The organism is Streptomyces sp. NPDC050658, assembly GCF_044457025.1.
Taxonomy (GTDB): Bacteria; Actinomycetota; Actinomycetes; order Streptomycetales; family Streptomycetaceae; genus Streptomyces.
Map to the genome: position 1 here is coordinate 398,842 of NZ_JBITGM010000007.1, position 21,540 is coordinate 420,381.

Consider the following 21,540-nt stretch of genomic DNA (forward strand, 5'->3'; position numbering starts at 1 on the left):
ATATCTCGACATCTCGACCGAAGTCGGAAGGCTGCGCGATGACCGCCGGTACCAGCAAGGAAGCCGTCAAGGCGGCACTCACCACCCAGGCCCTGGAGACACCGTCCTGGGCGTACGGCAACTCCGGCACGCGCTTCAAGGTCTTCGCGCAGCCAGGCGTCCCCCGCACGACCCGCGAGAAACTGGACGACGCCGCGCGCGTCCACGCCCACACGGGCGTGGCCCCCACGGTGGCCCTGCACATCCCCTGGGACCGGGTCGACGACTACCCGGCCCTCGCCGCGTACGCCGCCGAGCGGGGCCTCGGGCTCGGCGCGATCAACTCCAACGTCTTCCAGGACGACGACTACCGGCTTGGCTCGGTCACCAATCCCGACCCGGCGGTGCGCCGCAAGGCGGTCGGTCACCTCCTGGAGTGCGTGGACATCATGGACGCCACGGGCTCGCGCGACCTCAAGCTGTGGTTCTCCGACGGCACCAACTACCCCGGCCAGGACGACATCCGCGCCCGCCAGGACCGCCTTTCACAGGCCCTGGGGACCGTCTATGAACGGCTGGGCGACGACCAGCGCATGCTCATCGAGTACAAGTTCTTCGAGCCGGCCTTCTATGCGACCGACATCCCCGACTGGGGCACGGCGTACGCGCACTGCCTGAAGCTCGGCCCGAAGGCGCGGGTCGTCGTCGACACCGGCCACCACGCCCCCGGCACCAACATCGAGTTCATTGTGGCCACCCTGCTGCGGGAGCAGAAGCTCGGCGGCTTCGACTTCAACTCGCGCTTCTACGCGGACGACGACCTGATGGTGGGCGCCGCGGACCCCTTCCAGCTCTTCCGGATCATGTACGAGGTCGTCCGCGGCGGCGGCCTCGGCTCCGACGTCGCCTTCATGCTCGACCAGTGCCACAACATCGAGGCGAAGATCCCGGCGATCATCCGCTCGGTGATGAACGTGCAGGAGGCCACGGCGAAGGCGCTCCTCGTCGACGCGGACGCGCTGGCCGAGGCACAGCGCACGGGTGATGTGCTGGCGGCCAACGCGGTGCTGATGGACGCGTACAACACCGATGTGCGCCCCCTACTGGCGGAAGTCAGGGCGGAGTCGGGGCTCGCCCCTGATCCCGTCGCGGCGTATCACCGGTCAGGATGGCAGGAGCAGATCGTCAAGGACCGGGTCGGCGGCGAGCAGGCCGGATGGGGGGCATGAGCGGCATGACGGGGTGAACACTGCGGCCCCGCACTGTCTCCCGTAACGCGAGCGGAGCGCATACGCTGCATCCATCCGATGATCGACGAGGAGGAACCCGCGATGCGTGTCGCCCTGTTCCTGACGTGTGTCAACGACACGCTGTATCCGGACACGGGCCGTGCGGTGGTGAAACTGCTGACCAGGCTGGGAGTTGAGGTCGATTTCCCGCTGGCGCAGACCTGCTGCGGGCAGGCGCACTACAACACCGGCTATCGCCATCAGGCGGAGCCGCTCGCCCGTCATTTCTCCGATGTCTTCGGTGGCGATGGGGACGGTGGGTACGACGCGATCGTGACGCCGTCCGGTTCGTGCGGGGCGATGGTCCGTGAGCTGTATCCCCGGATGGGAGAGCGGGCGCGGGCCGAGGGGCGGGGCGACGGGCTCGCGACGGCGCTGGCTCCCGTCGTGCCGAAGACGTACGAGCTGACGGAGTTCCTGGTGGACGTCCTCGGCGTGACGGACGTCGGGGCGTACTACCCGCACACGGTGACGTACCACCCGACCTGCCACGGCCTGCGCTCGCTCGGCCTCGGTGACCGGCCGGCCCGGCTGCTCAGGTCGGTGAAGGGGCTTGAGCTGCGGGAGCTGCCGGGCGCCGAGGAGTGCTGCGGCTTCGGCGGCACCTTCGCGATGAAGAACTCCGACGTCTCGGCGGCGATGGGCACGGACAAGGTCCGCAGCGCCGAGTCGACCGGCGCCGATGTGCTCTGCGCGGCGGACAACTCCTGCCTGATGCACATCGGGGGGACGATGACCCGCCTCAGAAGCGGCATGCGGCCGATCCATATCGCGGAGATCCTGGCGAGCACCGAAGAGGAGCCCCTGGCATGAGCGGAACGTTCGTGGGCATGCCCGCCTTCCCCCGGGCCGCGCGCGAGGCCGTCGGCAATCAGACCCTGCGCGCCAATCTGCGGCATGCCACGCACACCATCCGCGACAAGCGCGCCAAGGCCGTCGCCGAGCTCGACGACTGGGCGGAGCTCCGCGAGGCGGGCAAGCGGATCAAGGACCACACGCTGCGCCATCTCGACCGGTATCTGGTCCAGTTGGAGGAGTCGGTGACCGCCGCGGGCGGCATCGTGCACTGGGCGGCGGATGCCGACGAGGCGAACCGCATCGTCACCGAACTGGTCAAGGCCACCGGCGAAACCGAGGTCGTCAAGGTCAAGTCCATGGCCACCCAGGAGATCGGCCTCAACGAAGCCCTCGAAGCGGCCGGGATCCACGCCTACGAGACCGACCTCGCCGAACTCATCGTGCAGCTCGGCAAGGACCGCCCCTCCCACATCCTCGTCCCCGCCATCCACCGCAACCGCGGCGAGATCCGCGACATCTTCGCCAAGGAGATGAGCGAGTGGGGCCGCCCGGCGCCGGACGGCCTGACCGACACCCCCGCCGAACTCGCCGAGGCCGCCCGGCTGCACCTGCGGGAGAAATTCCTGCGCGCCAAGGTCGGCATCTCCGGGGCGAACTTCATGGTCGCCGAGACCGGCACGCTCGTCGTCGTCGAGTCCGAGGGCAACGGCCGCATGTGCCTCACCCTGCCCGAGACGCTGATCTCGGTCGTCGGCATCGAGAAGACCGTCCCGGCCTGGCAGGACCTGGAGGTCTTCCTGCAGACCCTGCCCCGCTCCTCCACCGCCGAGCGGATGAACCCGTACACGTCCATGTGGACCGGCACGACGGACTCCGAGACGGCCGACGGCCCACGGACCTTCCACCTCGTCCTGCTCGACAACGGCCGCACCGACACCCTCGCCGACGAGGTCGGCCGCCAGGCCCTGCGCTGCATCCGCTGCTCGGCCTGCCTCAACGTCTGCCCCGTCTACGAACGCGCCGGGGGCCACGCCTACGGCTCGGTCTACCCCGGCCCCATCGGCGCCATCCTCAGCCCCCAACTCCGCGGCACCCAGAGCGAGATCGACGCGTCGCTGCCCTACGCCTCGTCCCTGTGCGGCGCCTGCTACGAAGTGTGCCCCGTCGCCATCGACATCCCCGAAGTCCTCGTCCACCTCCGCGAGCGGGTCGTGCAGGGCGGCGAGGCGGTCAGGAACGGCACCAAGGTGACCCTGCGGCCCGCGAAGGGACACGCCGCCGAGCGGGCCGCGATGCGCGCCGCGGGCTGGGCGTTCGGCCGGCCGGGGGCCCTGCGCGCGGGCCAGCGGCTCGCCTCGCGCACCCGCCGCGTCCACCCCCGCGCGCTGCCCGGCCCCGGACGGGCGTGGAGCGCGACACGGGACGTACCGAAGGTGCCGGCGGAGCCCTTCCGCGACTGGTGGCAGCGGACGAACGGCGGCACGGCACGGAGGAGCGGCAAGTGAGCAGCAGGGATCTGGTCCTGGGCCGGGTGCGGCGCGCCCTCGCCGACGTACCGAAGGAGGACGGTCCGATCGAGCGCCCGTATCTGCGGGAGCACGGCGACCGCACCACCGGGCAGACCGTCGACCTGCTCGCCGAGAACCTCGCGGACTACCGGGCGATCGTGCACCGAGCGGACGCCGAAGAGCTGCCGGAACTGCTCGGGCGGCTGCTCGCCGAGCGCGGCTCGCGCAGCGTGCTCGTGCCGCCCGCGCTGCCGGCCGGCTGGCTGCCCTCCGGCGGTCCGGACCGCGTCGGGGATCTGGCCGCGCACACCGCCGCGGAACTCGGCGCGGTGGACAGTGTCGTCACCGGCTGCGCGGTCGCCGTCGCCGAGACGGGGACCATCGTGCTCGACGGCAGCCCGGACCAGGGCCGACGGCGCATCACGCTCGTACCCGACCACCACATCTGCGTCATCCGCGTCCCCGACCAGGTGGTCGGCTCCGTGCCGCTGGCACTCGAACGGCTCGACCCCGCCCGCCCGCTGACGTGGATCTCCGGACCGTCCGCGACCAGCGACATCGAACTGGACCGGGTGGAGGGCGTGCACGGTCCGCGCACCCTGGAGGTGGTGCTGGTGAGCGGAGTGTGAGGGGCGCGGTTAGCGTGAGGGCATGATCCGGTTCGAGCAGGTGTCCAAGCGCTATCCGGACGGCACGATGGCCGTGGACGACCTCTCCTTCGAGGTCGGCGAGGGCGAACTGGTCACGCTCGTCGGCCCGTCCGGCTGCGGCAAGACGACCACGATGATGATGGTGAACCGGCTCATCGAACCGACCGCGGGCCGCATCTTCGTGAACGACGAGAACATCGCGGACGTCGACCCGGTGCGGCTGCGCCGCCGCATCGGGTACGTCATCCAGCAGGTGGGTCTCTTCCCGCACCGCACGATCCTCGACAACACGGCGACGGTGCCCGCGCTGATCGGCTGGAAGAAGGGCCGGGCCAGGGCACGGGCGGCGGAGCTGCTCGACCTGGTGGGCCTCGACCCGAAGACGTACGGCTCGCGCTATCCCGAGCAGCTGTCGGGCGGTCAGCGCCAGCGCGTGGGCGTGGCCAGGGCGTTGGCGGCCGATCCGCCCGTCCTCCTCATGGACGAGCCGTTCGGGGCGGTCGACCCGGTGGTGCGGGAGCAGTTGCAGGACGAGTTCCTGCGGATGCAGGCGACCGTCCGCAAGACGGTCCTGCTGGTCACGCACGACATCGAGGAGGCGGTCAGGCTCGGCGACCGGATCGCGGTGTACGGGCAGGGGCGCATCGAGCAGTTCGACACCCCCGGGGCGGTGCTCGGCACTCCCGCCACGCCGTACGTCGCCGGGTTCGTGGGCGCCGACCGGGGCCTGAAGCGGCTCTCGGTCACGGAGATCCAGGCCGACGACCTGGAGCAGCCGTCGGTGGCCCGGCTCGACGAGCCCGCCGCGCAGGCCGCCGCGCGGCTGCGCGACCAGGGCGAGCGCTGGGCCGTCGTCCTGGACGAGCACGGTGATCTGCACGGCTGGGTCGGCGTCGACGAGGTGTCGCTGGCCGGGCAGGACGGCAGGGTCGGCGACCTCGCCCACCGGATGAACGCCTGGGTCCCGGTCGGCGCCCCGCTGAAGCAGGCCTTCGGCGTGATGCTGCAGCACGACGCGGGCTGGGTGGCGGTCCTCGAAGGGGCCCGCTTCCTCGGCGTGCTGACTCCGGCGAAGCTGCATGAGGCGCTGCGCCGCTCGGTCGACGCGGACGCGCAGGGCGTGCCGCGGGACCAGGTGGAGTTCGACTCGGTGGCGGACGCGTAGCCGGGGCGGCGAGATCGGCGGTCACAGCAGGCCCTTCTCCTCCAGGTACGTCCGCGCCACGTCCTGCGGGAGTCTGCGCCAGCTGTCCACCTGTTCGTTCATGGACGCCAGGTCCGCCGTCGTCAGGACGGAGTTCAGCCGGCCGAGCGCCTTCGCGACGCCCTCGCTGCCGGCGCGGGAGCGGTTGACGACCGGGACGATGTAGTCGGCGTTCTGGAGGTTCTTGTCGTCCTTCAGGAGGACGAGGCCGAAGTCGTCGAGGGTGGCGTCCGTCGATGTCGTCAGGACCATCTGGTCCTGGCCGCTCTGCACGGCCTTCTTGGCCTGGGTGGTGCCGACGCCCTTCGGGTCGACGCCGGTGATGTCGATGCCGTAGACCTTCTTCAGTCCCGGTTCGCAGTACGGGCGTTGCACGCATTCGTCGCCCGCGGCGAGCCGCACCGGAAGGCGGGACCTGCCGAGGTCGCTGAGGGTCTTGAGGCCGTGCTGCCGGGCGAAGGAGGCGGTGACCGCGAAGGCGTTCTGGTCGACCGCCCGGCCGGGCGGCAGGACGGTGAGGCCGCGGGGTGTCGCGAGGTCGCGCAGGGCCCGCATGGTGGTGTCGAGGTCGGGCGAGCCGACGGGCTTCGCGTCGGCGCCGTTCTTCTTGGCGTTGAGCCAGTCCGCGAACGTCGCCGCGTACTCGGGGACGACGTCGATCTGCCCGGATTCCAGGGCGGGTTCATAGAGCTCGCGGTTGGCCACGGAGAGGATCTCGGCGCCGTATCCGGCCTTCTTCAGGAGCAGGGAGTACATCTGGGCCAGCAGGTCGCTCTCGGTGAATCCCGCCGAGCCGACGACCAGGTGGCGGCTGTCGCCGGGCGGCGCGGTGACCTCGCCCTGGTTCTCCAGGGACGGTCCCGAGACGCAGCCGGACAGGAGCAGCGCCAGGGCGGCCATGAGGCCCGAGGCCGTGCGCCGCCTCATCCCGCTCGCCCCTTGCCCCGGGCCCATGCGGGCGCCAGCCGTTCGCCGATCTCGAAGAGTCCCTCGACGACGAGCGCGAACACGGCGACGAGGACGGCGCCCGCCACCACCTGCGGTGTGCTCGCGAGGTTGAAGCCCGCCGTGATGATCCGGCCGAGGCCTCCGCCTCCGGCGAGCGCCGCGATGGTCGCGGTGGCGACGAGCTGCACGGCGGCGATGCGTACGCCACTGAGCACCAGCGGCATCGCGAGCGGCAGCTCCACGCGCCACAGCATCTGCCGTCCCGTCATGCCCATGCCCCGCGCGGCCTGGACGACGCTGCGGTCGACGCCGCGCATGCCGACGTACGCGTTGGTGAGCAGCGGCGGCACGGCGAACAGCACGAGCGCCACGACAGTGGGTCCCTCGCCCCAGCGGCCAAGCGGGGTCAGGAGCAGCAGGACGAGGACGGCGAAGGTGGGTACGGCGCGGCCGACGTTGGAGATGTTCACCGCGAGCGCCCCGCCCTTGCCGAGGTGGCCGAGGACGAGGGCGACGGGCAGCGCGATCAGACAGCTGATCAGCAGGCAGACGACCGTGAGGACGAGATGCTGGGTGAGGCGGTGCCAGATGCCGTCGTCTCCGGACCAGTGCGCCGCGTCGGTGAGCCACTGCCAGGCATCGCTGAGGGTGTTCATGAGCGGGCCGCCCGTGTCCAGGGAGTGAGGATCCGTTGTACGCCGAGCAGCAGCAGGTCGGCGGCGACGGCGATGACCACACACAGCACGGACGCGGTGAGGACCTGCGCCTTGAAGTACGTGTTCATGCCGGAGTAGATGAGGTTGCCGAGCCCGCCGAAGCCGACGATCGCGCCGACCGTGACGAGGGAGACCGCCGAGACGGTGGCGATCCGCAGTCCCGCCATCGCGGCGGGCAGGGCGAGCGGGAGTTCGACGGTGAGCAGCAGCCGGACCGGTCCGTAGCCCATGCCGCGGGCGGCCTGCCGGGTGTCCTCGGGGACGGCGCGCAGGCCGGCGAGGATGTTGCGGACGAGCAGCGTCAGCGAGTACAGGACGAGTCCGGCGACGACGAGGGAAGCGGACAGGCCGTACACGGGGAGCAGCAGCGAGAACATCGCGAGCGAGGGAATCGTGTAGAGGACCGTGGTGAGCGCGAGCACCGGGCCCGCCGTGAGCGACCAGCGGCGGGCGAGGACGGCGAGCGGTACGGCGACGACCAGCGCGATGGCGATGGAGAGTGCCGTCAGCTCAAGGTGCTGGACGACCGCGTCGAGGATGATCTGGCGGCGGGTGCTCAGATATTGGCCGCAGATCCACTCGTTGCGCGCGAGGCAGTCGTCCGGGGGCGCGGTCATTCGTCCATTCCAGCGGTGCGGCCGGGGCTCGGCGCGTTCTGGTGGCCCATACGGGCGCCGCGGAAGCCACCACCGCGCAGGAGGCCTCCCCGGGGCCACCACTACACATAAAGAAAAAATAAGCGCAATATGGATATGCGTGGCGCCTATGCCGCGCCATCTGGTCAGGCCTGCTCGAATCAGAGGAGACGAGTCTCATGGCCGACGTCTCACACAGGGGTGACATCACCTCTCACCCCGATGTATCCGAGATGCGGGACCGGTACGCCCGCGTTCTCGGCGGTCACGATGTGGCGCTCGTTGACGGACCCGTGTTCCTCACGGGCCTCTTCTGTGCCATATCCCCCTGGACGGTCCACTTCGCCGCCAACCAGCCCACCCTCGCGACGCACAACCTGATCATGGGTATCGCGATCGGCCTGCTGGGGATCGGCTTCACCGTCACTCCGGCCAGGATGTACAGCCTGAGCTGGGCCATGTGCGCCATGGGCGTGTGGATGATCGTCTCGCCGTGGGTCGTCGGCGACAGCCCCGACACCGGAGTCATCCTCACCAACGTGATCATCGGCGGTCTCACCGTCCTGCTGGGCCTCGTGTGCAGCGCGGCGGCATCGAAGGAGGGCCGACAGGCGAACGCACCCTGACGTAGTACGGCGGCTCCCGGCCGGACCACCCGCCGGGAGCCGTCGCCCGTCGCCTCAGGTCGCCCAAGTGACGGCGGCCTGACCTCCGTTCAGGGGGGTGAGGGCTGCCCTTTCGGGTCGTTGTCGGTGCGAACGGTCGCGGGAGCGCGGGGATTCGGGGGCACGTCCGGTAACGGTGTCCCGGTCACGATCACTGCGACAGGAGAACCACCGTGCGACCTCACCGCCCCCTCGCCGCGGCCTGCGCCGCGCTCGCCCTCAGCGGCCTCGCCGCCCTCGCCCCCTCGCAGGCCGCGGTCGCCGCCGCGGACGACACGACGTACTCGGCCGGCGCGGGCGGCTGTCTGGTGCGGGGCACCGCCGACAGCGCGACCCGGAACACGACGTACTACGTGTCCGTCACCGTCCCCTCCGGGCAGCAGCAGGTCGCGGCCACCGCCGGCACGCTGCGCGACGCGAGCGACCCGGTGACCACAGAGGTGAATCTGCCGGAGCTGTTCGTCGGGACGGTCGAGGTCCACCTGCGCAACGGCGACGAGGTGTGGGCCTCCTGCCACGGCGAGGTACCCCTCGGGAAGGTCGGCTGGGAGCGTCGCGCGGGCACCCTCGGGCAGGGGACGGAACGCTGACGCCCCGTCGGGGAACACCGCTCGGCCGGGCCTCCGCCCGGCTCTTCCCCGAGGATCCGGAGCGGCACGGCGAACTGCCCGCGCTGCTCCTCCTGCTGACGTTCGTCACCGGGCTCGTGGACGCCGCCAGCTTCCTCGGTCTCGACCACGTCTTCGTCGCCAACATGACCGGGAACGTGGTCTTCCTGGGCTTCGCGCTGGCGGGTGACACCCAGCTGTCCGCCACGGCGTCGCTGCTCGCGCTCGGCGCGTTCGTGGCGGGCGCGTGGGCGGGCGGGCGGATCGCGCCACGGGTCGCGCGCCGTGAGCCGCTGTTCGCGCTGCTCGTCGCCGCGCACGCCGTGCTGGTGGCGGCGGCGCTCCTGACCGGCCTCGCCGACGACGTCCGGCATGTGCTGATCGTGCTCCTGGCGCTCGGCATGGGCCTGCAGAACGCCGTGGTCCACCGGCTCGCCGTCGCCGACCTGACCACGACCGTCCTCACCCGCACCCTGACCGGCCTGGCCGCCGACCGCCCCGGCCCCGCGACGCTGCGCAGAACCGCGTCCGTCCTCGCGATGTTCACCGGAGCGCTGACGGGCGCCCTGCTCCAGCTCCGCCATGGCACCCCCGCCGCGCTGGCACCCGCCCTGGCACTGCTCTGCGCCGTGGCGCTGGCGGCGGCACTGGCGGCGGCACGCTCGGCTCGCGGGACGGGCTGAAGAAGTTCGCGGGGCGGGCTAAGGAAGTTCGCCGCCCTCGACGAGCCGGGCGAGATGGGCGAGGGCCATCCGCGTACCCGTCTCGTTGTCGGCCGCCGGGATGGCGTCGGGAAGCCCCTCGTGCACGATCAATACGTCCGTGCCGCCGTCCGGGCCGTCGGTGAGTGTCGTCGTCATCGTCATGGTGCCGCGCAGCTCGGCATCCGCGGTCTCGAACGCGAAGACCTCGACCACCTCGCGGTCGGGCACGAGACGGGCGAAACGGCCTTGGTACGTGTCGGTGTGCGAGGACGACTTTCCCGCGCCGTACGACGCGTCGTCGGACGCGTCGTACGTCAGCGAGACGCGGAACTCCCCTCCCTCGCGGGCCTCGAACACGTGCACGTGGCCGGTCATGCCGGTCGGCACCCGCCAGCGCGCGATCGCCTCCGCGTCGACCAGTGCCCGGTAGACCGCGGGGCGCGGGGCATTCACGTGGCGGGAGACCCGCGTCGCGTACATACGCGTCAACGTAGCAAGCCGGTCGGCGTGATTTCGGGCATCACGCCCGGTTCTGTCGACGGCGCGCGGGGCGTGGGTGCCGGGGCGTGGGGCGAGCGGACGCGGGAGGCGGGGCGGTGTGCGCCGGGTTGCCGGGGGTGCGGTGACTTCGGGGGTGCGGTCGCGGCCGATCGTGTGGGGGCCCGGAGGCGGCCGTGCGCCGTGTGCCGGACGGGAGGTGGGGCACCGTCGATCCGGGCTCCGGGCCCGCCTCCCGGCACCCTCAACTGGTCGGCGCAAAAGGCTCATTGCGGCACTTGTCAGGCGGCAGTAGAAGGGGCATTACCCCAAACGTTGCGGCCGCGGCGTCCGGAAAGGCATCACATCGCAGCTCTGAGAGAGGCCGGGTGATCCAGAATGGCGCAAGATCCACACACCGCAGTGACGAACGAACCGGCAGACGGTGCGGTATCCCTGGCCCCTGAGCAGGAAGCCGTCCTGCAGGCCCCGTCCGAGGGGACGCAGGGCGAGGTCCAGCACTCGACGGGCGAGGGCCAGGAGCACGTCGAGGGCTACCGGCGCCCGGAACACTTCGCACCGGAGTCCTGGACGGCCCCGACCGCGACGCTGCCCGACATCGGCGAGGCCTCGTTCGGCCCGCCGCCCGCGGCCCCGGAGACAGTGCACGGCCCCGATGACCGCGTACAGATCACCAACACCAGCGTGTACCCGTGGCGCGTCCACTGCTACCTGCTGATCACCGCCCGCGACAACGCGCTCTACCAGGGCACCGGCTGGCTGCTCGGTCCGCACACCCTGGCCACCGCGGGGCACGTGGTCTACATCAAGGGCAGCGGAGTCGCGGGCCGCGACGGCTGGGTGAAGAGCATCCAGGTCATGCCGGGCCGCAACGGCGCCTCCCTGCCGTACGGCAGCATCACTTGCACGAGCTTCCGCTCCGTGGTCGGCTGGACGGAGAACGGCGACGAGAACTTCGACTACGGCGCCATCATCACACCGTCCAACATCGGCTCCACCACGGGCTGGTTCGGCTTCGGCGTATGGTCGGACTCGGACCTGCTCAAGACCACCGGCAACATCTCCGGCTATCCGGGCGACAAGCCGTCCGGGACGCAGTGGTACGCGGCGCGCGGCATCGACTCGGTCGCACCCCGCAAGGTGTACTACGACATCGACACCGCCGGCGGTCAGAGCGGCAGCTCCGTCTACCGCATCGACAGCACCGGCCGCTATGGCTTCGCCATCCACGCCTACGGCGGCTCGCGGGTGAACTCGGGCACCAGGTTCACCACCCCGGTCTTCAACAACTACGTGGCGTGGAAGGCGTGAGCCAGACCCCATGAGCGGCAGCGATTCGGCAGTGCAGATCGCCGGCGTCGTCCAGGACGCCGATGGCGCGCCGGTGGCCGGTGCACACGTCCTGTTCACGGACGGGCCCGCGCCGCTGCCGGACATCGCCGCCGTGACGGACACCGAGGGGCGGTTCTCCCTCGGCGCGCCCATCGCGGGCGCGTACACCCTCACGTGCCGGGCGGACCCCCTGATGGGGCCGTCCGGTACGGCCGTGGCCACCGTCCGGGTCGGTCCGCCCGGCCGGGGCGCCGCCGCCGAGCCGGTGCGGGTCGTGCTGACGATCGCATAGGCGCCACAGCGAGCAGCTCGGGCGCCACAGCCGGCAGCTCAGCCATCGCATCGAGGAGGCACCGTGGCACACGTACGCCCCGCGGCCCTGGACGCCCACTGGCGCGCGGCGAACTATCTGGCCGTCGGCCAGATCTATCTGCTCGACAACCCGCTCCTGACCGAGCCGCTGCGGCCGGAGCACATCAAGCCCCGGCTGCTCGGCCACTGGGGCACCTCACCCGGCCTGAACCTCGTCCACACCCACCTCAACCGCGTCGTCAAGGAGCGCGATCTCGACGCGCTGTGCGTGTGGGGGCCGGGCCACGGCGGGCCCGCCGTGGTCGCCAACTCCTGGCTGGAGGGCTCGTACACCCAGGCGTATCCCGACATCACGCGGGACGCGCAGGGCATGGCGAAGCTGTTCCGCCAGTTCTCGTTCCCCGGCGGCGTGCCCAGCCATGTGGCGCCCGAGACGCCCGGCTCGATCCACGAGGGCGGCGAGCTCGGCTACTCCCTCGCGCACGCCTACGGAGCCGCCTTCGACAACCCGGACCTGCTCGTCGCCTGTGTCGTCGGCGACGGCGAGGCGGAGACGGGACCGCTGGCCGCCTCCTGGCACTCCGACAAGTTCCTCGACCCGGTGCACGACGGCGCGGTCCTGCCGATCCTCCATCTCAACGGCTACAAGATCGCCAACCCGACCGTCCTCGCCCGGCTGCCCGAGGCCGAACTGGACTCCCTGCTCCAGGGATACGGCCACGAACCGCTGCACGTGAGCGGCGACGACCCCCGCAAGGTGCACCAGGCGATGGCCAAGGCCATGGACCAGGCACTCGACCGCATCTCTGCCATCCAGCGCACCGCCCGCGGCGGCGGCGCGCGCGGCCGGGCGCGCTGGCCGGTCATCGTGCTGCGCACCCCGAAGGGCTGGACCGGCCCCGCGGCCGTGGACGGGCAGCCGGTGGAGGGGACCTGGCGTTCCCATCAGGTGCCGCTCGCCGCCGTACGCGAAGACCCGGACCACCTGGCCCAGTTGGAGGCCTGGCTGCGCTCGTACCGCCCGCACGAACTCTTCGACGAGCACGGCCGTCCCACCCCGCAGGTCCTGGACTGTGTCCCCGCGGGCCGCCGCCGGCTCGGGGCGAACCCGCACACCAACGGCGGCCTGCTCACCCGCAAGCTGCCGACCGTCCCCCTGGAACACTTCGCCGTCCCCGTCGACAAACCCGGCGCCACCCTGCACGAACCGACGCGGGTCCTCGGCGGTCTGCTCGCCCGGATCATGGCGGAGACGGCCGAGCGGCGGGACTTCCGCGTCGTGGGCCCCGACGAGACCGAGTCCAACCGGCTCGGCGCGCTCTTCGACGTCACCGGCAAGGCCTGGCAGGCGGGAGTCCTCGACACCGACGAGCATCTCTCCGGCCACGGACGCGTCATGGAGATCCTCTCCGAACACACCTGCCAGGGCTGGCTGGAGGGCTACACCCTCACCGGCCGGCACGGTCTCTTCTCCTGCTACGAGGCGTTCGTCCACATCGTCGACTCGATGGTCAACCAGCACATCAAATGGCTCAAGACCGCGCGCTCGCTCACCTGGCGGACGCCCGTCCCGTCCCTCAACTACCTGCTCACCTCGCACGTCTGGCGCCAGGACCACAACGGCTTCTCGCACCAGGACCCCGGCTTCGTCGACCACGTACTCAACAAGAGCCCCGAAGTCGTCCGCGTCTACCTCCCGCCGGACGCCAACACCCTGCTCTCCGTCGCCGAACACGTCATGCACAGCCGCGACTACGTCAACGTCGTCGTGGCGGGCAAACAGCCCTGCTTCGACTGGCTCTCCCTCGACCAGGCCCGTGCGCACTGTGCACGCGGGGCCGGCGTCTGGGAGTGGGCCGGGTCGGAGAGCGACGGTCGCGAGCCGGACGTGGTGCTTGCCTGCGCCGGTGACGTCCCCACCCAGGAAGTCCTCGCGGCGGCAGGCCTGTTGCGCGAGCAGCTGCCCGACATCGCCGTACGCGTCGTCAACGTCGTGGACATCGCCCGGCTGCTCCCCCGCGAGGAACACCCGCACGGGATGGCCGACTTCGAGTACGACGCGCTGTTCACCCGGGACAAGCCGGTGATCTTCGCCTATCACGGCTACCCCTGGCTGATCCACCGTCTCGCGTACCGCCGCGCCGGACACGGCAATGTGCACGTACGCGGCTACAAGGAGGCGGGTACGACGACCACGCCCTTCGACATGGTCGTCCGCAACGACCTCGACCGCTACCGGCTCGTCATGGACGTCGTCGACCGCGTACCGGGCCTCGCCGTACGCGCGGCACCGTTCCGCCAGTCGATGGCCGACGCGCGCACCCGGCACCACGCCTGGATCCGCGCGCACGGCACCGATCTTCCGGAGGTCGCCGACTGGTCCTGGAGCGGCTGACACCGCATCAACCTTGTGGCCGGGCGTAGGCGTCCGCTCTCGTTCAGCCGCGCCCGAAGACGGCGACCGTCCGTGCGGGGACGCTGAAGGTGCCCGAACTCCGCTCGTACGACGCCGACTTGACCACGGGGTCGGCACCCTTCGCCTGTACGGGGTGCAGTGCGTACGCGGTGTCCTCGTGCGCCGCGACGCGCTGTGTCTGTGCCTCCGGGGTCGCGTTGAAGACGACGACGAGGTCACCCAGCTCCATCGTGATCACGCCGGGTGTCTCGGCGGAGGTCCCCGAGAGCGGGAAGGCGAGCCGGGACTGGACCTCGCCCTCGGTGGCCAGGGAGAAGGCGGGCTCGGTCGCGCGCAGCTTCACCAGGTCCTGGTACGCGGCCGAGGCGCCGTTGATCTCCGCGCAGCCGGGAGTCAGCGACGGGGAGGTCAACAGGGGCTTTCCGTCTGGCCACTTGTCCTTGTTGTCGGCGGCAGGGGGCAGGCCGCGCCCGAAGCCGTTGCCGTCCCGGCAGTCCCAGTGCAGGGCGTTGAACCAGTCGCCGCTGTCGTAGGAGTTGCGGTCCAGGGACTTGGAGCGCAGCAGGTCGCTGCCGGCCTGGGAGAGCGAGGGGCCCTGGGCGAGGGTCGCGGTGGCCATGGCGAGGACCTGCATGCGGGAGCGCTCGGCGGGCGTGGTGTCCGTGGGGAGCTTGAAGGCGAGGGCGTCGTACAGCGTCTCGTTGTCGTGCGCGTCGGCGTAGGACAGGGCGTCGCCGGGAGCCGCCGCGTAACCGGCCGGAGCGCCGTTGTAGTCGACGTCCGAGCCCTTGACGCGGCGCCCTGACGAGTCCGTGAAGGTGTATCCGGCGAGATTGCCGCTCAGGGCCACCTTGATCAGGTCCTGGTAGTGCAGCAGACGGGCCTTCTGCTCGGCCGGAGTACCGTTCGCCTTCGAGGAGTTGGGGTCGGTGTAGAGACCGCTGGCGAAGCCCTGGACGCCCGGGTCCTCGTCGAAGGGGCCGCCGCCGCGCACCGCGTCGCGGCCCCGGTCGGAGAAGGTCGCGATGCCCGTGCCCGCCATGTTCTTCTGGGTGGCCTGCTCGAAGCGGGCGCCGTCGGCGATCTCGCCGAAGTTCCAGCCCTCCCCGTAGAGGACGATCTCCTTCCCGTCGACGCCGTCCTTCTTCGGGGTCAGCGCGTCGAGGGCCTTGCGCACGGCCAGGATGTTCGCCTTGGGGTGGTGTCCCATGAGGTCGAAGCGGAAGCCGTCGACCTTGTACTCCCTGGCCCAGGTGACCAGCGAGTCGACCACGAGCTTGCCCATCATGGCGTTCTCGGGCGCCGTGTTGGCGCAGCACGTGGAGTCGGCGACGGTGCCGTCGGCGAGGAGCCGCTGGTAGTAGCCGGGCACGATCTTGTCGAGTACAGACTTGCCGTCCTGACCGGCGGCGACGGTGTGGTTGTAGACGACGTCCATCACGGTGCGAAGGCCCGAGCCGTTGAGTCCCTGGACCATCCGCCGGAACTCGACCGTGCGCCGGGTGCCGTCCGGGTCGCTCGCGTAGCTGCCCTCGGGCACGGTGTAGTGCAGCGGGTCGTAGCCCCAGTTGTACGCGTCCTCGCCGGCCGTCTTCGCGACGCAGGCCTGCTGCTCTTCGGAGTCGGGGGCGTAGGACGTCAAGTCACAGTCGGGCGCGGCCTGTTCGGCAGTGCGCTCCGGGATGGTGCCGATGTCGAAGGCGGGCAGCAGATGGACGTACGACGTGCCCGCGTCCGCCAGTTTCCGCAGGTGCTTCATGCCGTCGGACCGCGTGTCCGTGAAGGCCAGGTACTGGCCCGGATGCTTCGCCGTGCGGTCCTCGACGGAGAAGTCACGGATGTGCAGCTCCTGGATCTGGGCGTCCCGCAGCGGCGTCGCCTTCGGCTTCCTCAGCCGCTCCCAGCCCTCGGGGGCGAGCTTCGGGTCATCCAGGTCGACGGCGAGGCTGCGCTGGGAGTCGGCGGTGAGCGCGGTGGAGTAGGGGTCGGTGACCTTGTTGGTGACGATCTTCTGGACGCTGGGCGCCCACACCTTCACGACGTACCGATAAGGCTTGCCCGCCCAGCCCTTGGCGCCCGTGACGGACCAGACTCCGCTCGCGTCGTCACGCCGCATCGGCACCGTCCTGCCGTCGAGTTCCAGCGCGACGGACTGCGCGGTGGGCGCCCAGACGGCGAGCTTCGTACGGCCGTCGCGGAACTGCGGGCCGAGGGTCGCCTTGGTGGCGGCAGCCCCGTACAGGTCGTCGAGGATGCCCTGCGTCTGTACGCCGGTGGCGCCGAGCAGGGTGCCGTCGGCGGCGCCGCGGGTGGCCACGAGCTGGCCGGTGAGCGCGCGCCGGATCCGGTCGCGGTCACGCGGGTCGACGGTGAAGGCGGCGTAGCTCTTCAGGTGCGGGTACTTCTTCTTCTGGGCGTCGGTGAGGCCGCCTTCGGCCGGGGTCAGACGGATGCGCCGCGCCTCACCGGTGAGCTTCCCGTCCGCCACGGCGAGCCACCCGTCGGCCGAGTACACCAACTGCTGCTCCGCCGCGTCCCCTTGGACGTCCCAGGCGAGGGTGGTGCGGTCGATCCACTGCGCCTTCGACTTGGTCAGGTCGAGATCGGCGGCGGCGTCTGCTGCGGCGGCCGGGGCGCGGGGCACCGCGGCGGCCGAGACGGTGAGGGGCGCGACCGCGGCGAGCAGGGCGAGGGCCGTGGTGACGACGGTGCGGCGCGGGGAGCCGGTCAAGGGAGGTTCTCCTTGCGGACGACGGGAGTTGACGGGGTACGAAGGTGGTGCGGGGTGATGTGGAGCATGGCCGCCCGGCGGCGGGGAGGAGCCGGGCGGCCGGTATGGGGGGTACGGCACTCAGCAGCTCTTGGCGCCGGTGTGCAGGGCGAGTGCCGTGTTCGACGCGACGGTGGCGGTGAAGCGGCCCGAGCCGTCGACGGTGACGCTCCTGCCGCTCTGGACGTCGCAGTAGCTGCCTGCGGCGAGGGCGGTCTGGAAGGTCCGGCTGACCGGGGCGCCCTCGTGGTTGATGACCACGTAGGCCTTGCCGCCGCGGCCGAACGCGATGGCGTTGTTGCCGTTGTCCCACCAGTCGGTCATCGCGGTGCCGCGCGCGGTGTTGCGGAATCCGACCATGCTGCGGATCTCCGGCCAGGCGTGCTGGCACTTCCAGCCGTCGGTGTAACAGGCGTTCACCTGGCCGCCGCCCGGCGATCCGGCGTCATTGCTGCTGAACTCGTAACCGGAGTGCACGTCCGGAGCGCCGTAGGGCAGGGCGAGCATGAAGACGTGGGCGAGGGTGTAGTCCGCGCCGTCCTTGTAGCTGAGGGTCTGGCCGTGCCGTTCGGTGTCGTGGTTGGCGACGAAGACCGAGGACGAACCGCTCGGCAGATAGCCCCAGCCCTCGCCGAAGTTCTTCAGGTAGGCGAGCTTCTCGCTGTTGAAGACGCGCTTGAGGTCCCAGCCGTAGCGGAACTCCTGCGCGTCGCCGGTCGCGGTGTACTCGCTCGGCGAGACCGCCTCGCCCGCCCCGTAGATCGTCTCCTGCTTCCAGTGGACGCCGGGGTTCGTCAGCCGGGACTTGATGTTCTTCAGGTCGTCCACGGGGATGTGCTTGGCGGCGTCGACGCGGAAGCCGTCGACGCCGAGGGAGAGAAGGTCGTTCAGGTACGTCGCGATCCGTCCCCGGACGTACTCCTCGCCGGTGTCGAGGTCGGCGAGCCCGCCCAGTTCGCAGTTCTGGACGTTCCACCGGTCCTGGTAATTGCTGATGTCCGCCTGGCAGTTGTCCATGTCGAAGACCGAGTACGTGCCGGGGTAGTCGTACTTGGTGAAGGCGGATCCCGCCGAGCCGGTGCCGGAGGCGTTGGTCATGTGGTTGATCACGGCATCGGCGACGACCTTGACGCCCGCCTTGTGGCAGGTGTCGACCATGTTCTTGAACGCGGCACGGTCCCCGAGCCGGCTGCCGATCTTGTAGCTGACGGGCTGGTACGCGGCCCACCAGGCGTCGCCCTGGATACGTTCCTGGGGCGGGGACACCTGCACGTAGCCGTAGCCGTCGGGGCCGAGCCGGTCTGTGCACTCCTCGGCCACCGAGGTGTACTTCCACTCGAAGAGGACGGCGGTGACGTCCTTGTCGCCGGGCGGGGCGGCCTGCGCCGGGGTGGGGCCGGCGACGACACCGGCCACCAGGGCGAGCGCCGTGCCCACGACCGGTCTGCGTATTCGGGTCTTCCGGACAGCCATGAAGGGCCTCCTGCGGGAGTGGGGGTGACCTTGTCCGGCAACGCGCCGTGCCCATAAGGCCGTTGAAGGATGTTGCAGAAATATTTCAACGCCGTTTTCGGTCGAGACCGTACGACCCCCATCGACCCCGGTCAACCCTCTGGGCACACACTCGCCACAGGCCCGGCATATCTGGGGTTCATGGACCGCAAGACCTTACGCAAGTCATTGCGGCGATGTTACGTTCAACCACGTCTCCGGTCCGAGCAGTCGGGGGACCCGGACAACGGGCCCCACGCGCCCGCCTGTTCGGACCGGGACGCTGCCGTTCAGCGGCGCGACTGCGCGGTCGAGCCGCGCACCACCAGCTCGGGCTGGAAGACGAACTCCGTCTGCTGCACGGGGTTTCCGTGCATCTCCTCCAACAGCGCGCCCACCGCGGCGCTCGCCATCGCCTGGACCGGCTGCCGCACGGTCGTCAGCGGCGGGTCCGTGAACGCGATCAGCGGCGAGTCGTCGAAGCCGACCACCGAGATGTCCCCCGGCACCGAGAGGCCACGCTGCCGTGCGGCACGGACGGCACCGAGCGCCATCATGTCGCTGCCGCACACCATCGCCGTACAGCCCTGGTCGAGCAGGGCGCTGGCCGCCGCGTGACCGCCCTCGACGGTGAACAGCGTGCGCTGCACGAGCTGCTCGGCCTCCCCCTGTGCCAGGCCGAGCAACTCGTGCAGCGCGGCCGTGAACCCCTCCGACTTCCGCAGCGAGGGGACGTACCGGGTGGGGCCGATCGCGAGACCGATCCGCTCATGGCCCAGGTCGACCAGGTGCCGCACCGCCATCCGCGCCGCCGCCCGGTCGTCGGGCGAGACGAAGGACACCGGGATGTGCTCGTTGAAGCCGTTGATCAGCACGAACGGCACGCCGCGGCCCGCCAGTTCGAGATACCGGGACGGATCGGCCGTGAGGTCCGCGTGCAGCCCCGAGAGGAAGACGATGCCGCTGACCCTGCGCTCCACCAGCTGCTCGACCAGCTCGTCCTCGCTGGCGCCGTCCGGCATCTGGGTGCACAGCATCGGCGTATAGCCGTGCCCGGACAGGACCTGCTCGATGACCTGGGCGAACGCGGGGAAGATCGGGTTGCTCAACTCCGGGACGACGAGGCCGACCAGGCCCGCGCTGTGCCGTTTCAGACGCACCGGACGCTCGTATCCGAGGACGTCGAGCGCGGCGAGGACCCGGCGCCGGGTGGCGGTCGCCACGCCCGGTTTCCCGTTGAGCACCCGGCTCGCGGTGGCCTCGCTGACCCCGGCCTGGGCCGCGATGTCCGCGAGCCGCGGGACGCCACGATCGGCGCCCCGCGGCGGGGAGAACGTCACACCGCCCACCAGACGGTGGTGTCGGCGGGCAGTTCCACCTTGCCGTCCGCAAGCTCCACCTCGGCGTTGGCGAGCAGCGGCCGGCCCGGAGCCGGGATCCGCACCGCCGCGCCCGTGGTGTTCGCGGTGCACACGAAGCCCTCGCGGGCGAAGGCGAGCACTCCCTCGGGGGCGTCGAGCCACTCCAGCGAGTCGCCCGCGCCGAGCCCCGGCTCCGTACGCCGCACGTCGAGGGCGCGGCGGTACAGCTCCAGGGTCGACGTGGGGTCGCCGGTCTGCGCCTCGACGCTCAGCTCGCCCCAGCCCGCGGGCTGCGGAAGCCAGCTGCCGCCCGTGCCGAAGCCGTGGCTGGAACCCTCGACGGTCCACGGGATCGGCACCCGGCACCCGTCACGGAACCCGTCCTGCCCGCTGGCCCGCACGAAGGAGGGGTCCTGGCGCACCTCGTCCGGGAGATCCGTGACGTCGGGCAGTCCCAGTTCCTCGCCCTGATAAACGTACGCGGAACCGGGAAGGGCCAGCATCAGGAGTGTCGCCGCGCGGGCGCGCCGCAGGCCGAGCTCGCGGTCGCCGGCGGTACGGAGCTGGGTGCCGAGCCCCGGCGGATTGGCGAACCGCGTCGCGTGCCGGGTCACGTCGTGGTTGGAGAGCACCCAGGTGGCCGGGGCGCCGACGGGTCGTACGGCGGCGAGCGAGGCGTCGATGACCTCGCGCAGTTCGGCGGCGTCCCAATGGGTGCCCAGATACTGGAAGTTGAAGGCCTGGTGCATCTCGTCCGGGCGGACGTAGGCGGCGGCGCGCTCGACGGTGGGTGTCCACGCCTCCGCCACCAGGATCCGCTCACCGGCGTACTCGCCGAGCACCTTGCGCCAGCTGCGGTAGATCTCGTGCACGCCGTCCTGGTCGAAGAACGGCATGACGTCGTTGCCCAGCAGCTTGAGCTGGTCGCCCGTGCCGATGTCCGGCAGCCCCTCGGCCTTGACCAGGCCGTGGGCGACGTCGACACGGAATCCGTCGACGCCCATGTCGAGCCAGAAGCGCAGGATCGAGCGGAACTCGTCGTGGACGGCGGGGTGTTCCCAGTTGAAGTCGGGCTGCTCGGGCGCGAAGAGATGGAGGTACCACTCGCCGTCCGGGACCCGCGTCCACGCGGGGCCGCCGAAGATGGACTCCCAGTCGTTGGGCGGCTCGGAGCCGTCGGCGCCCTTTCCGGGCCGGAAGTGATAGCGCTCCCGCAGCGGCGAGCCGGGGCCTTCGCGCAGGGCCCGCTGGAACCAGTCGTGCTGGTCGGAGGAGTGGTTGGGCACCAGGTCGACGATGATGCGCAGGCCCAGGTCATGGGCGTCGCGCACGAGTCCGTCGGCGTCGAGGAGGCTGCCGAACATCGGGTCGATCGCGCGGTAGTCGGCGACGTCGTAGCCGGCGTCGGCCTGCGGCGACGAGTAGAAGGGGCTGAGCCAGACGGCGTCGACGCCGAGGTCCCTGAGGTGGGGAAGGCGGGCCCGGATGCCTGCCAGGTCGCCCATTCCGTCGCCGTTGCCGTCGGCGAAACTGCGCGGATAGACCTGGTAGATCACCGCGCCGCGCCACCAGTCCGCGTGGGTGCCGGAGGCGGGTGCTGCGGGGGCAGCGAGATGCTGGGTCATGTCTTCCCTGAGATCGAGAGTTCGGGAGAGA

The 21,540-nt window shown here is 70.9% G+C and carries 18 protein-coding genes and 1 pseudogene; 11 read left to right on the forward strand and 8 right to left on the reverse strand.

Features of this window, described 5'->3' with window-relative positions; genetic code table 11:
* Positions 1 to 38 precede the first annotated feature (38 nt).
* The 5 genes from rhaI to ACIBKX_RS25685 all read left to right on the forward strand — a co-directional run bounded on the left by rhaI (position 39) and on the right by ACIBKX_RS25685 (position 5,389).
* Complete coding sequence (gene rhaI / locus ACIBKX_RS25665) at positions 39 to 1,208, forward strand: L-rhamnose isomerase (protein ID WP_363276483.1); 1,170 nt, start codon at positions 39 to 41, stop codon at positions 1,206 to 1,208.
* 102 nt (positions 1,209 to 1,310) lie between these two features.
* Positions 1,311 to 2,081, forward strand: coding sequence for a (Fe-S)-binding protein (locus ACIBKX_RS25670; RefSeq protein ID WP_363276496.1), 771 nt, complete (start codon positions 1,311 to 1,313; stop codon positions 2,079 to 2,081).
* Positions 2,078 to 3,571: a LutB/LldF family L-lactate oxidation iron-sulfur protein gene (locus ACIBKX_RS25675; RefSeq protein WP_363276482.1), complete on the forward strand. Its 1,494-nt coding sequence runs from the start codon at positions 2,078 to 2,080 to the stop codon at positions 3,569 to 3,571. Before ACIBKX_RS25670 ends, ACIBKX_RS25675 begins: the two co-directional genes overlap by 4 nt.
* Positions 3,568 to 4,203, forward strand: coding sequence for a lactate utilization protein C (locus ACIBKX_RS25680; RefSeq protein ID WP_363276481.1), 636 nt, complete (start codon positions 3,568 to 3,570; stop codon positions 4,201 to 4,203). Before ACIBKX_RS25675 ends, ACIBKX_RS25680 begins: the two co-directional genes overlap by 4 nt.
* A 22-nt stretch (positions 4,204 to 4,225) precedes the next feature.
* A complete protein-coding gene (locus ACIBKX_RS25685) occupies positions 4,226 to 5,389 on the forward strand; it encodes a betaine/proline/choline family ABC transporter ATP-binding protein (protein ID WP_363276480.1) in 1,164 nt (387 codons plus the stop codon).
* Between the two features lie 21 nt (positions 5,390 to 5,410).
* Here the strand turns inward: ACIBKX_RS25685 and ACIBKX_RS25690 are convergent, their stop codons facing one another.
* From ACIBKX_RS25690 to ACIBKX_RS25700, 3 genes are read right to left on the reverse strand one after another with little or no spacing between them, the layout of a single operon-like run.
* Entirely contained in the window at positions 5,411 to 6,355 is a 945-nt protein-coding gene (locus ACIBKX_RS25690; protein ID WP_399376120.1) for an ABC transporter substrate-binding protein, read from the reverse strand.
* Positions 6,352 to 7,032: an ABC transporter permease gene (locus tag ACIBKX_RS25695; protein WP_363276479.1), complete on the reverse strand. Its 681-nt coding sequence runs from the start codon at positions 7,030 to 7,032 to the stop codon at positions 6,352 to 6,354. Before ACIBKX_RS25695 ends, ACIBKX_RS25690 begins: the two co-directional genes overlap by 4 nt.
* A complete protein-coding gene (locus ACIBKX_RS25700) occupies positions 7,029 to 7,709 on the reverse strand; it encodes an ABC transporter permease (protein ID WP_363276478.1) in 681 nt (226 codons plus the stop codon). Before ACIBKX_RS25700 ends, ACIBKX_RS25695 begins: the two co-directional genes overlap by 4 nt.
* Positions 7,710 to 7,906: 197 nt before the next feature.
* Here ACIBKX_RS25700 and ACIBKX_RS25705 point away from each other — a divergent pair, with 197 nt between their 5' ends.
* From ACIBKX_RS25705 to ACIBKX_RS25715, 3 genes are all read left to right on the forward strand, one after another.
* Positions 7,907 to 8,353, forward strand: a complete 447-nt coding sequence (locus ACIBKX_RS25705; RefSeq protein ID WP_363276477.1) for an SPW repeat protein — start codon at positions 7,907 to 7,909, stop codon at positions 8,351 to 8,353.
* Between the two features lie 212 nt (positions 8,354 to 8,565).
* Complete coding sequence (locus ACIBKX_RS25710) at positions 8,566 to 8,982, forward strand: hypothetical protein (protein WP_363276476.1); 417 nt, start codon at positions 8,566 to 8,568, stop codon at positions 8,980 to 8,982.
* A gap of 74 nt (positions 8,983 to 9,056) precedes the next feature.
* Positions 9,057 to 9,683 (forward strand): YoaK family protein, encoded by a 627-nt coding sequence (locus tag ACIBKX_RS25715; protein WP_399376155.1) that lies wholly within the window; start codon positions 9,057 to 9,059, stop codon positions 9,681 to 9,683.
* A gap of 18 nt (positions 9,684 to 9,701) precedes the next feature.
* On the opposite strand, the gene ACIBKX_RS25720 is transcribed toward ACIBKX_RS25715, so the two are convergent.
* Positions 9,702 to 10,184: an SRPBCC domain-containing protein gene (locus ACIBKX_RS25720; protein WP_363276475.1), complete on the reverse strand. Its 483-nt coding sequence runs from the start codon at positions 10,182 to 10,184 to the stop codon at positions 9,702 to 9,704.
* A gap of 396 nt (positions 10,185 to 10,580) precedes the next feature.
* Between ACIBKX_RS25720 and ACIBKX_RS25725 the strand changes: the two genes are divergently transcribed.
* The 3 genes from ACIBKX_RS25725 to ACIBKX_RS25735 all read left to right on the forward strand — a co-directional run bounded on the left by ACIBKX_RS25725 (position 10,581) and on the right by ACIBKX_RS25735 (position 14,241).
* Positions 10,581 to 11,513, forward strand: a complete 933-nt coding sequence (locus ACIBKX_RS25725; protein WP_363276474.1) for an endopeptidase — start codon at positions 10,581 to 10,583, stop codon at positions 11,511 to 11,513.
* A 10-nt stretch (positions 11,514 to 11,523) separates the two neighbouring features.
* Complete coding sequence (locus ACIBKX_RS25730) at positions 11,524 to 11,826, forward strand: carboxypeptidase-like regulatory domain-containing protein (RefSeq protein WP_363276473.1); 303 nt, start codon at positions 11,524 to 11,526, stop codon at positions 11,824 to 11,826.
* 63 nt (positions 11,827 to 11,889) lie between these two features.
* Entirely contained in the window at positions 11,890 to 14,241 is a 2,352-nt protein-coding gene (locus ACIBKX_RS25735; protein ID WP_363276472.1) for a phosphoketolase family protein, read from the forward strand.
* 43 nt (positions 14,242 to 14,284) lie between these two features.
* Here the strand turns inward: ACIBKX_RS25735 and pulA are convergent, their stop codons facing one another.
* From pulA to ACIBKX_RS25755, 4 genes and pseudogenes are all read right to left on the reverse strand, one after another.
* Positions 14,285 to 16,993 carry a pullulanase-type alpha-1,6-glucosidase gene (gene pulA / locus ACIBKX_RS25740; protein WP_363276471.1) on the reverse strand — a complete coding sequence of 903 codons (2,709 nt, stop codon included), beginning with the start codon at positions 16,991 to 16,993 and terminating at the stop codon, positions 14,285 to 14,287.
* A gap of 123 nt (positions 16,994 to 17,116) precedes the next feature.
* Positions 17,117 to 18,505, reverse strand: a pseudogene (locus ACIBKX_RS25745) (alpha-amylase family protein); the annotation flags it as partial.
* 308 nt (positions 18,506 to 18,813) lie between these two features.
* Positions 18,814 to 19,872: a LacI family DNA-binding transcriptional regulator gene (locus ACIBKX_RS25750; RefSeq protein WP_363276470.1), complete on the reverse strand. Its 1,059-nt coding sequence runs from the start codon at positions 19,870 to 19,872 to the stop codon at positions 18,814 to 18,816.
* Entirely contained in the window at positions 19,860 to 21,509 is a 1,650-nt protein-coding gene (locus tag ACIBKX_RS25755; protein ID WP_363276469.1) for a glycoside hydrolase family 13 protein, read from the reverse strand. Before ACIBKX_RS25755 ends, ACIBKX_RS25750 begins: the two co-directional genes overlap by 13 nt.
* Between the last annotated feature and the right edge of the window lie 31 nt (positions 21,510 to 21,540).

Bases quoted from the DNA above. Each gene is read 5' to 3' on its own strand.
- ACIBKX_RS25685 (WP_363276480.1), top strand. From the start codon at position 4,226: ATGATCCGGTTCGAGCAGGTGTCCAAGCGCTATCCGGACGGCACGATG.
- rhaI (WP_363276483.1), top strand. From the start codon at position 39: ATGACCGCCGGTACCAGCAAGGAAGCCGTCAAGGCGGCACTCACCACC.
- ACIBKX_RS25725 (WP_363276474.1), top strand. From the start codon at position 10,581: ATGGCGCAAGATCCACACACCGCAGTGACGAACGAACCGGCAGACGGT.
- ACIBKX_RS25705 (WP_363276477.1), top strand. From the start codon at position 7,907: ATGGCCGACGTCTCACACAGGGGTGACATCACCTCTCACCCCGATGTA.
- ACIBKX_RS25730 (WP_363276473.1), top strand. From the start codon at position 11,524: ATGAGCGGCAGCGATTCGGCAGTGCAGATCGCCGGCGTCGTCCAGGAC.
- ACIBKX_RS25755 (WP_363276469.1), bottom strand. From the start codon at position 21,509: ATGACCCAGCATCTCGCTGCCCCCGCAGCACCCGCCTCCGGCACCCAC.
- ACIBKX_RS25675 (WP_363276482.1), top strand. From the start codon at position 2,078: ATGAGCGGAACGTTCGTGGGCATGCCCGCCTTCCCCCGGGCCGCGCGC.
- ACIBKX_RS25670 (WP_363276496.1), top strand. From the start codon at position 1,311: ATGCGTGTCGCCCTGTTCCTGACGTGTGTCAACGACACGCTGTATCCG.
- ACIBKX_RS25695 (WP_363276479.1), bottom strand. From the start codon at position 7,032: ATGAACACCCTCAGCGATGCCTGGCAGTGGCTCACCGACGCGGCGCAC.
- ACIBKX_RS25690 (WP_399376120.1), bottom strand. From the start codon at position 6,355: ATGAGGCGGCGCACGGCCTCGGGCCTCATGGCCGCCCTGGCGCTGCTC.
- ACIBKX_RS25700 (WP_363276478.1), bottom strand. From the start codon at position 7,709: ATGACCGCGCCCCCGGACGACTGCCTCGCGCGCAACGAGTGGATCTGC.
- ACIBKX_RS25720 (WP_363276475.1), bottom strand. From the start codon at position 10,184: ATGTACGCGACGCGGGTCTCCCGCCACGTGAATGCCCCGCGCCCCGCG.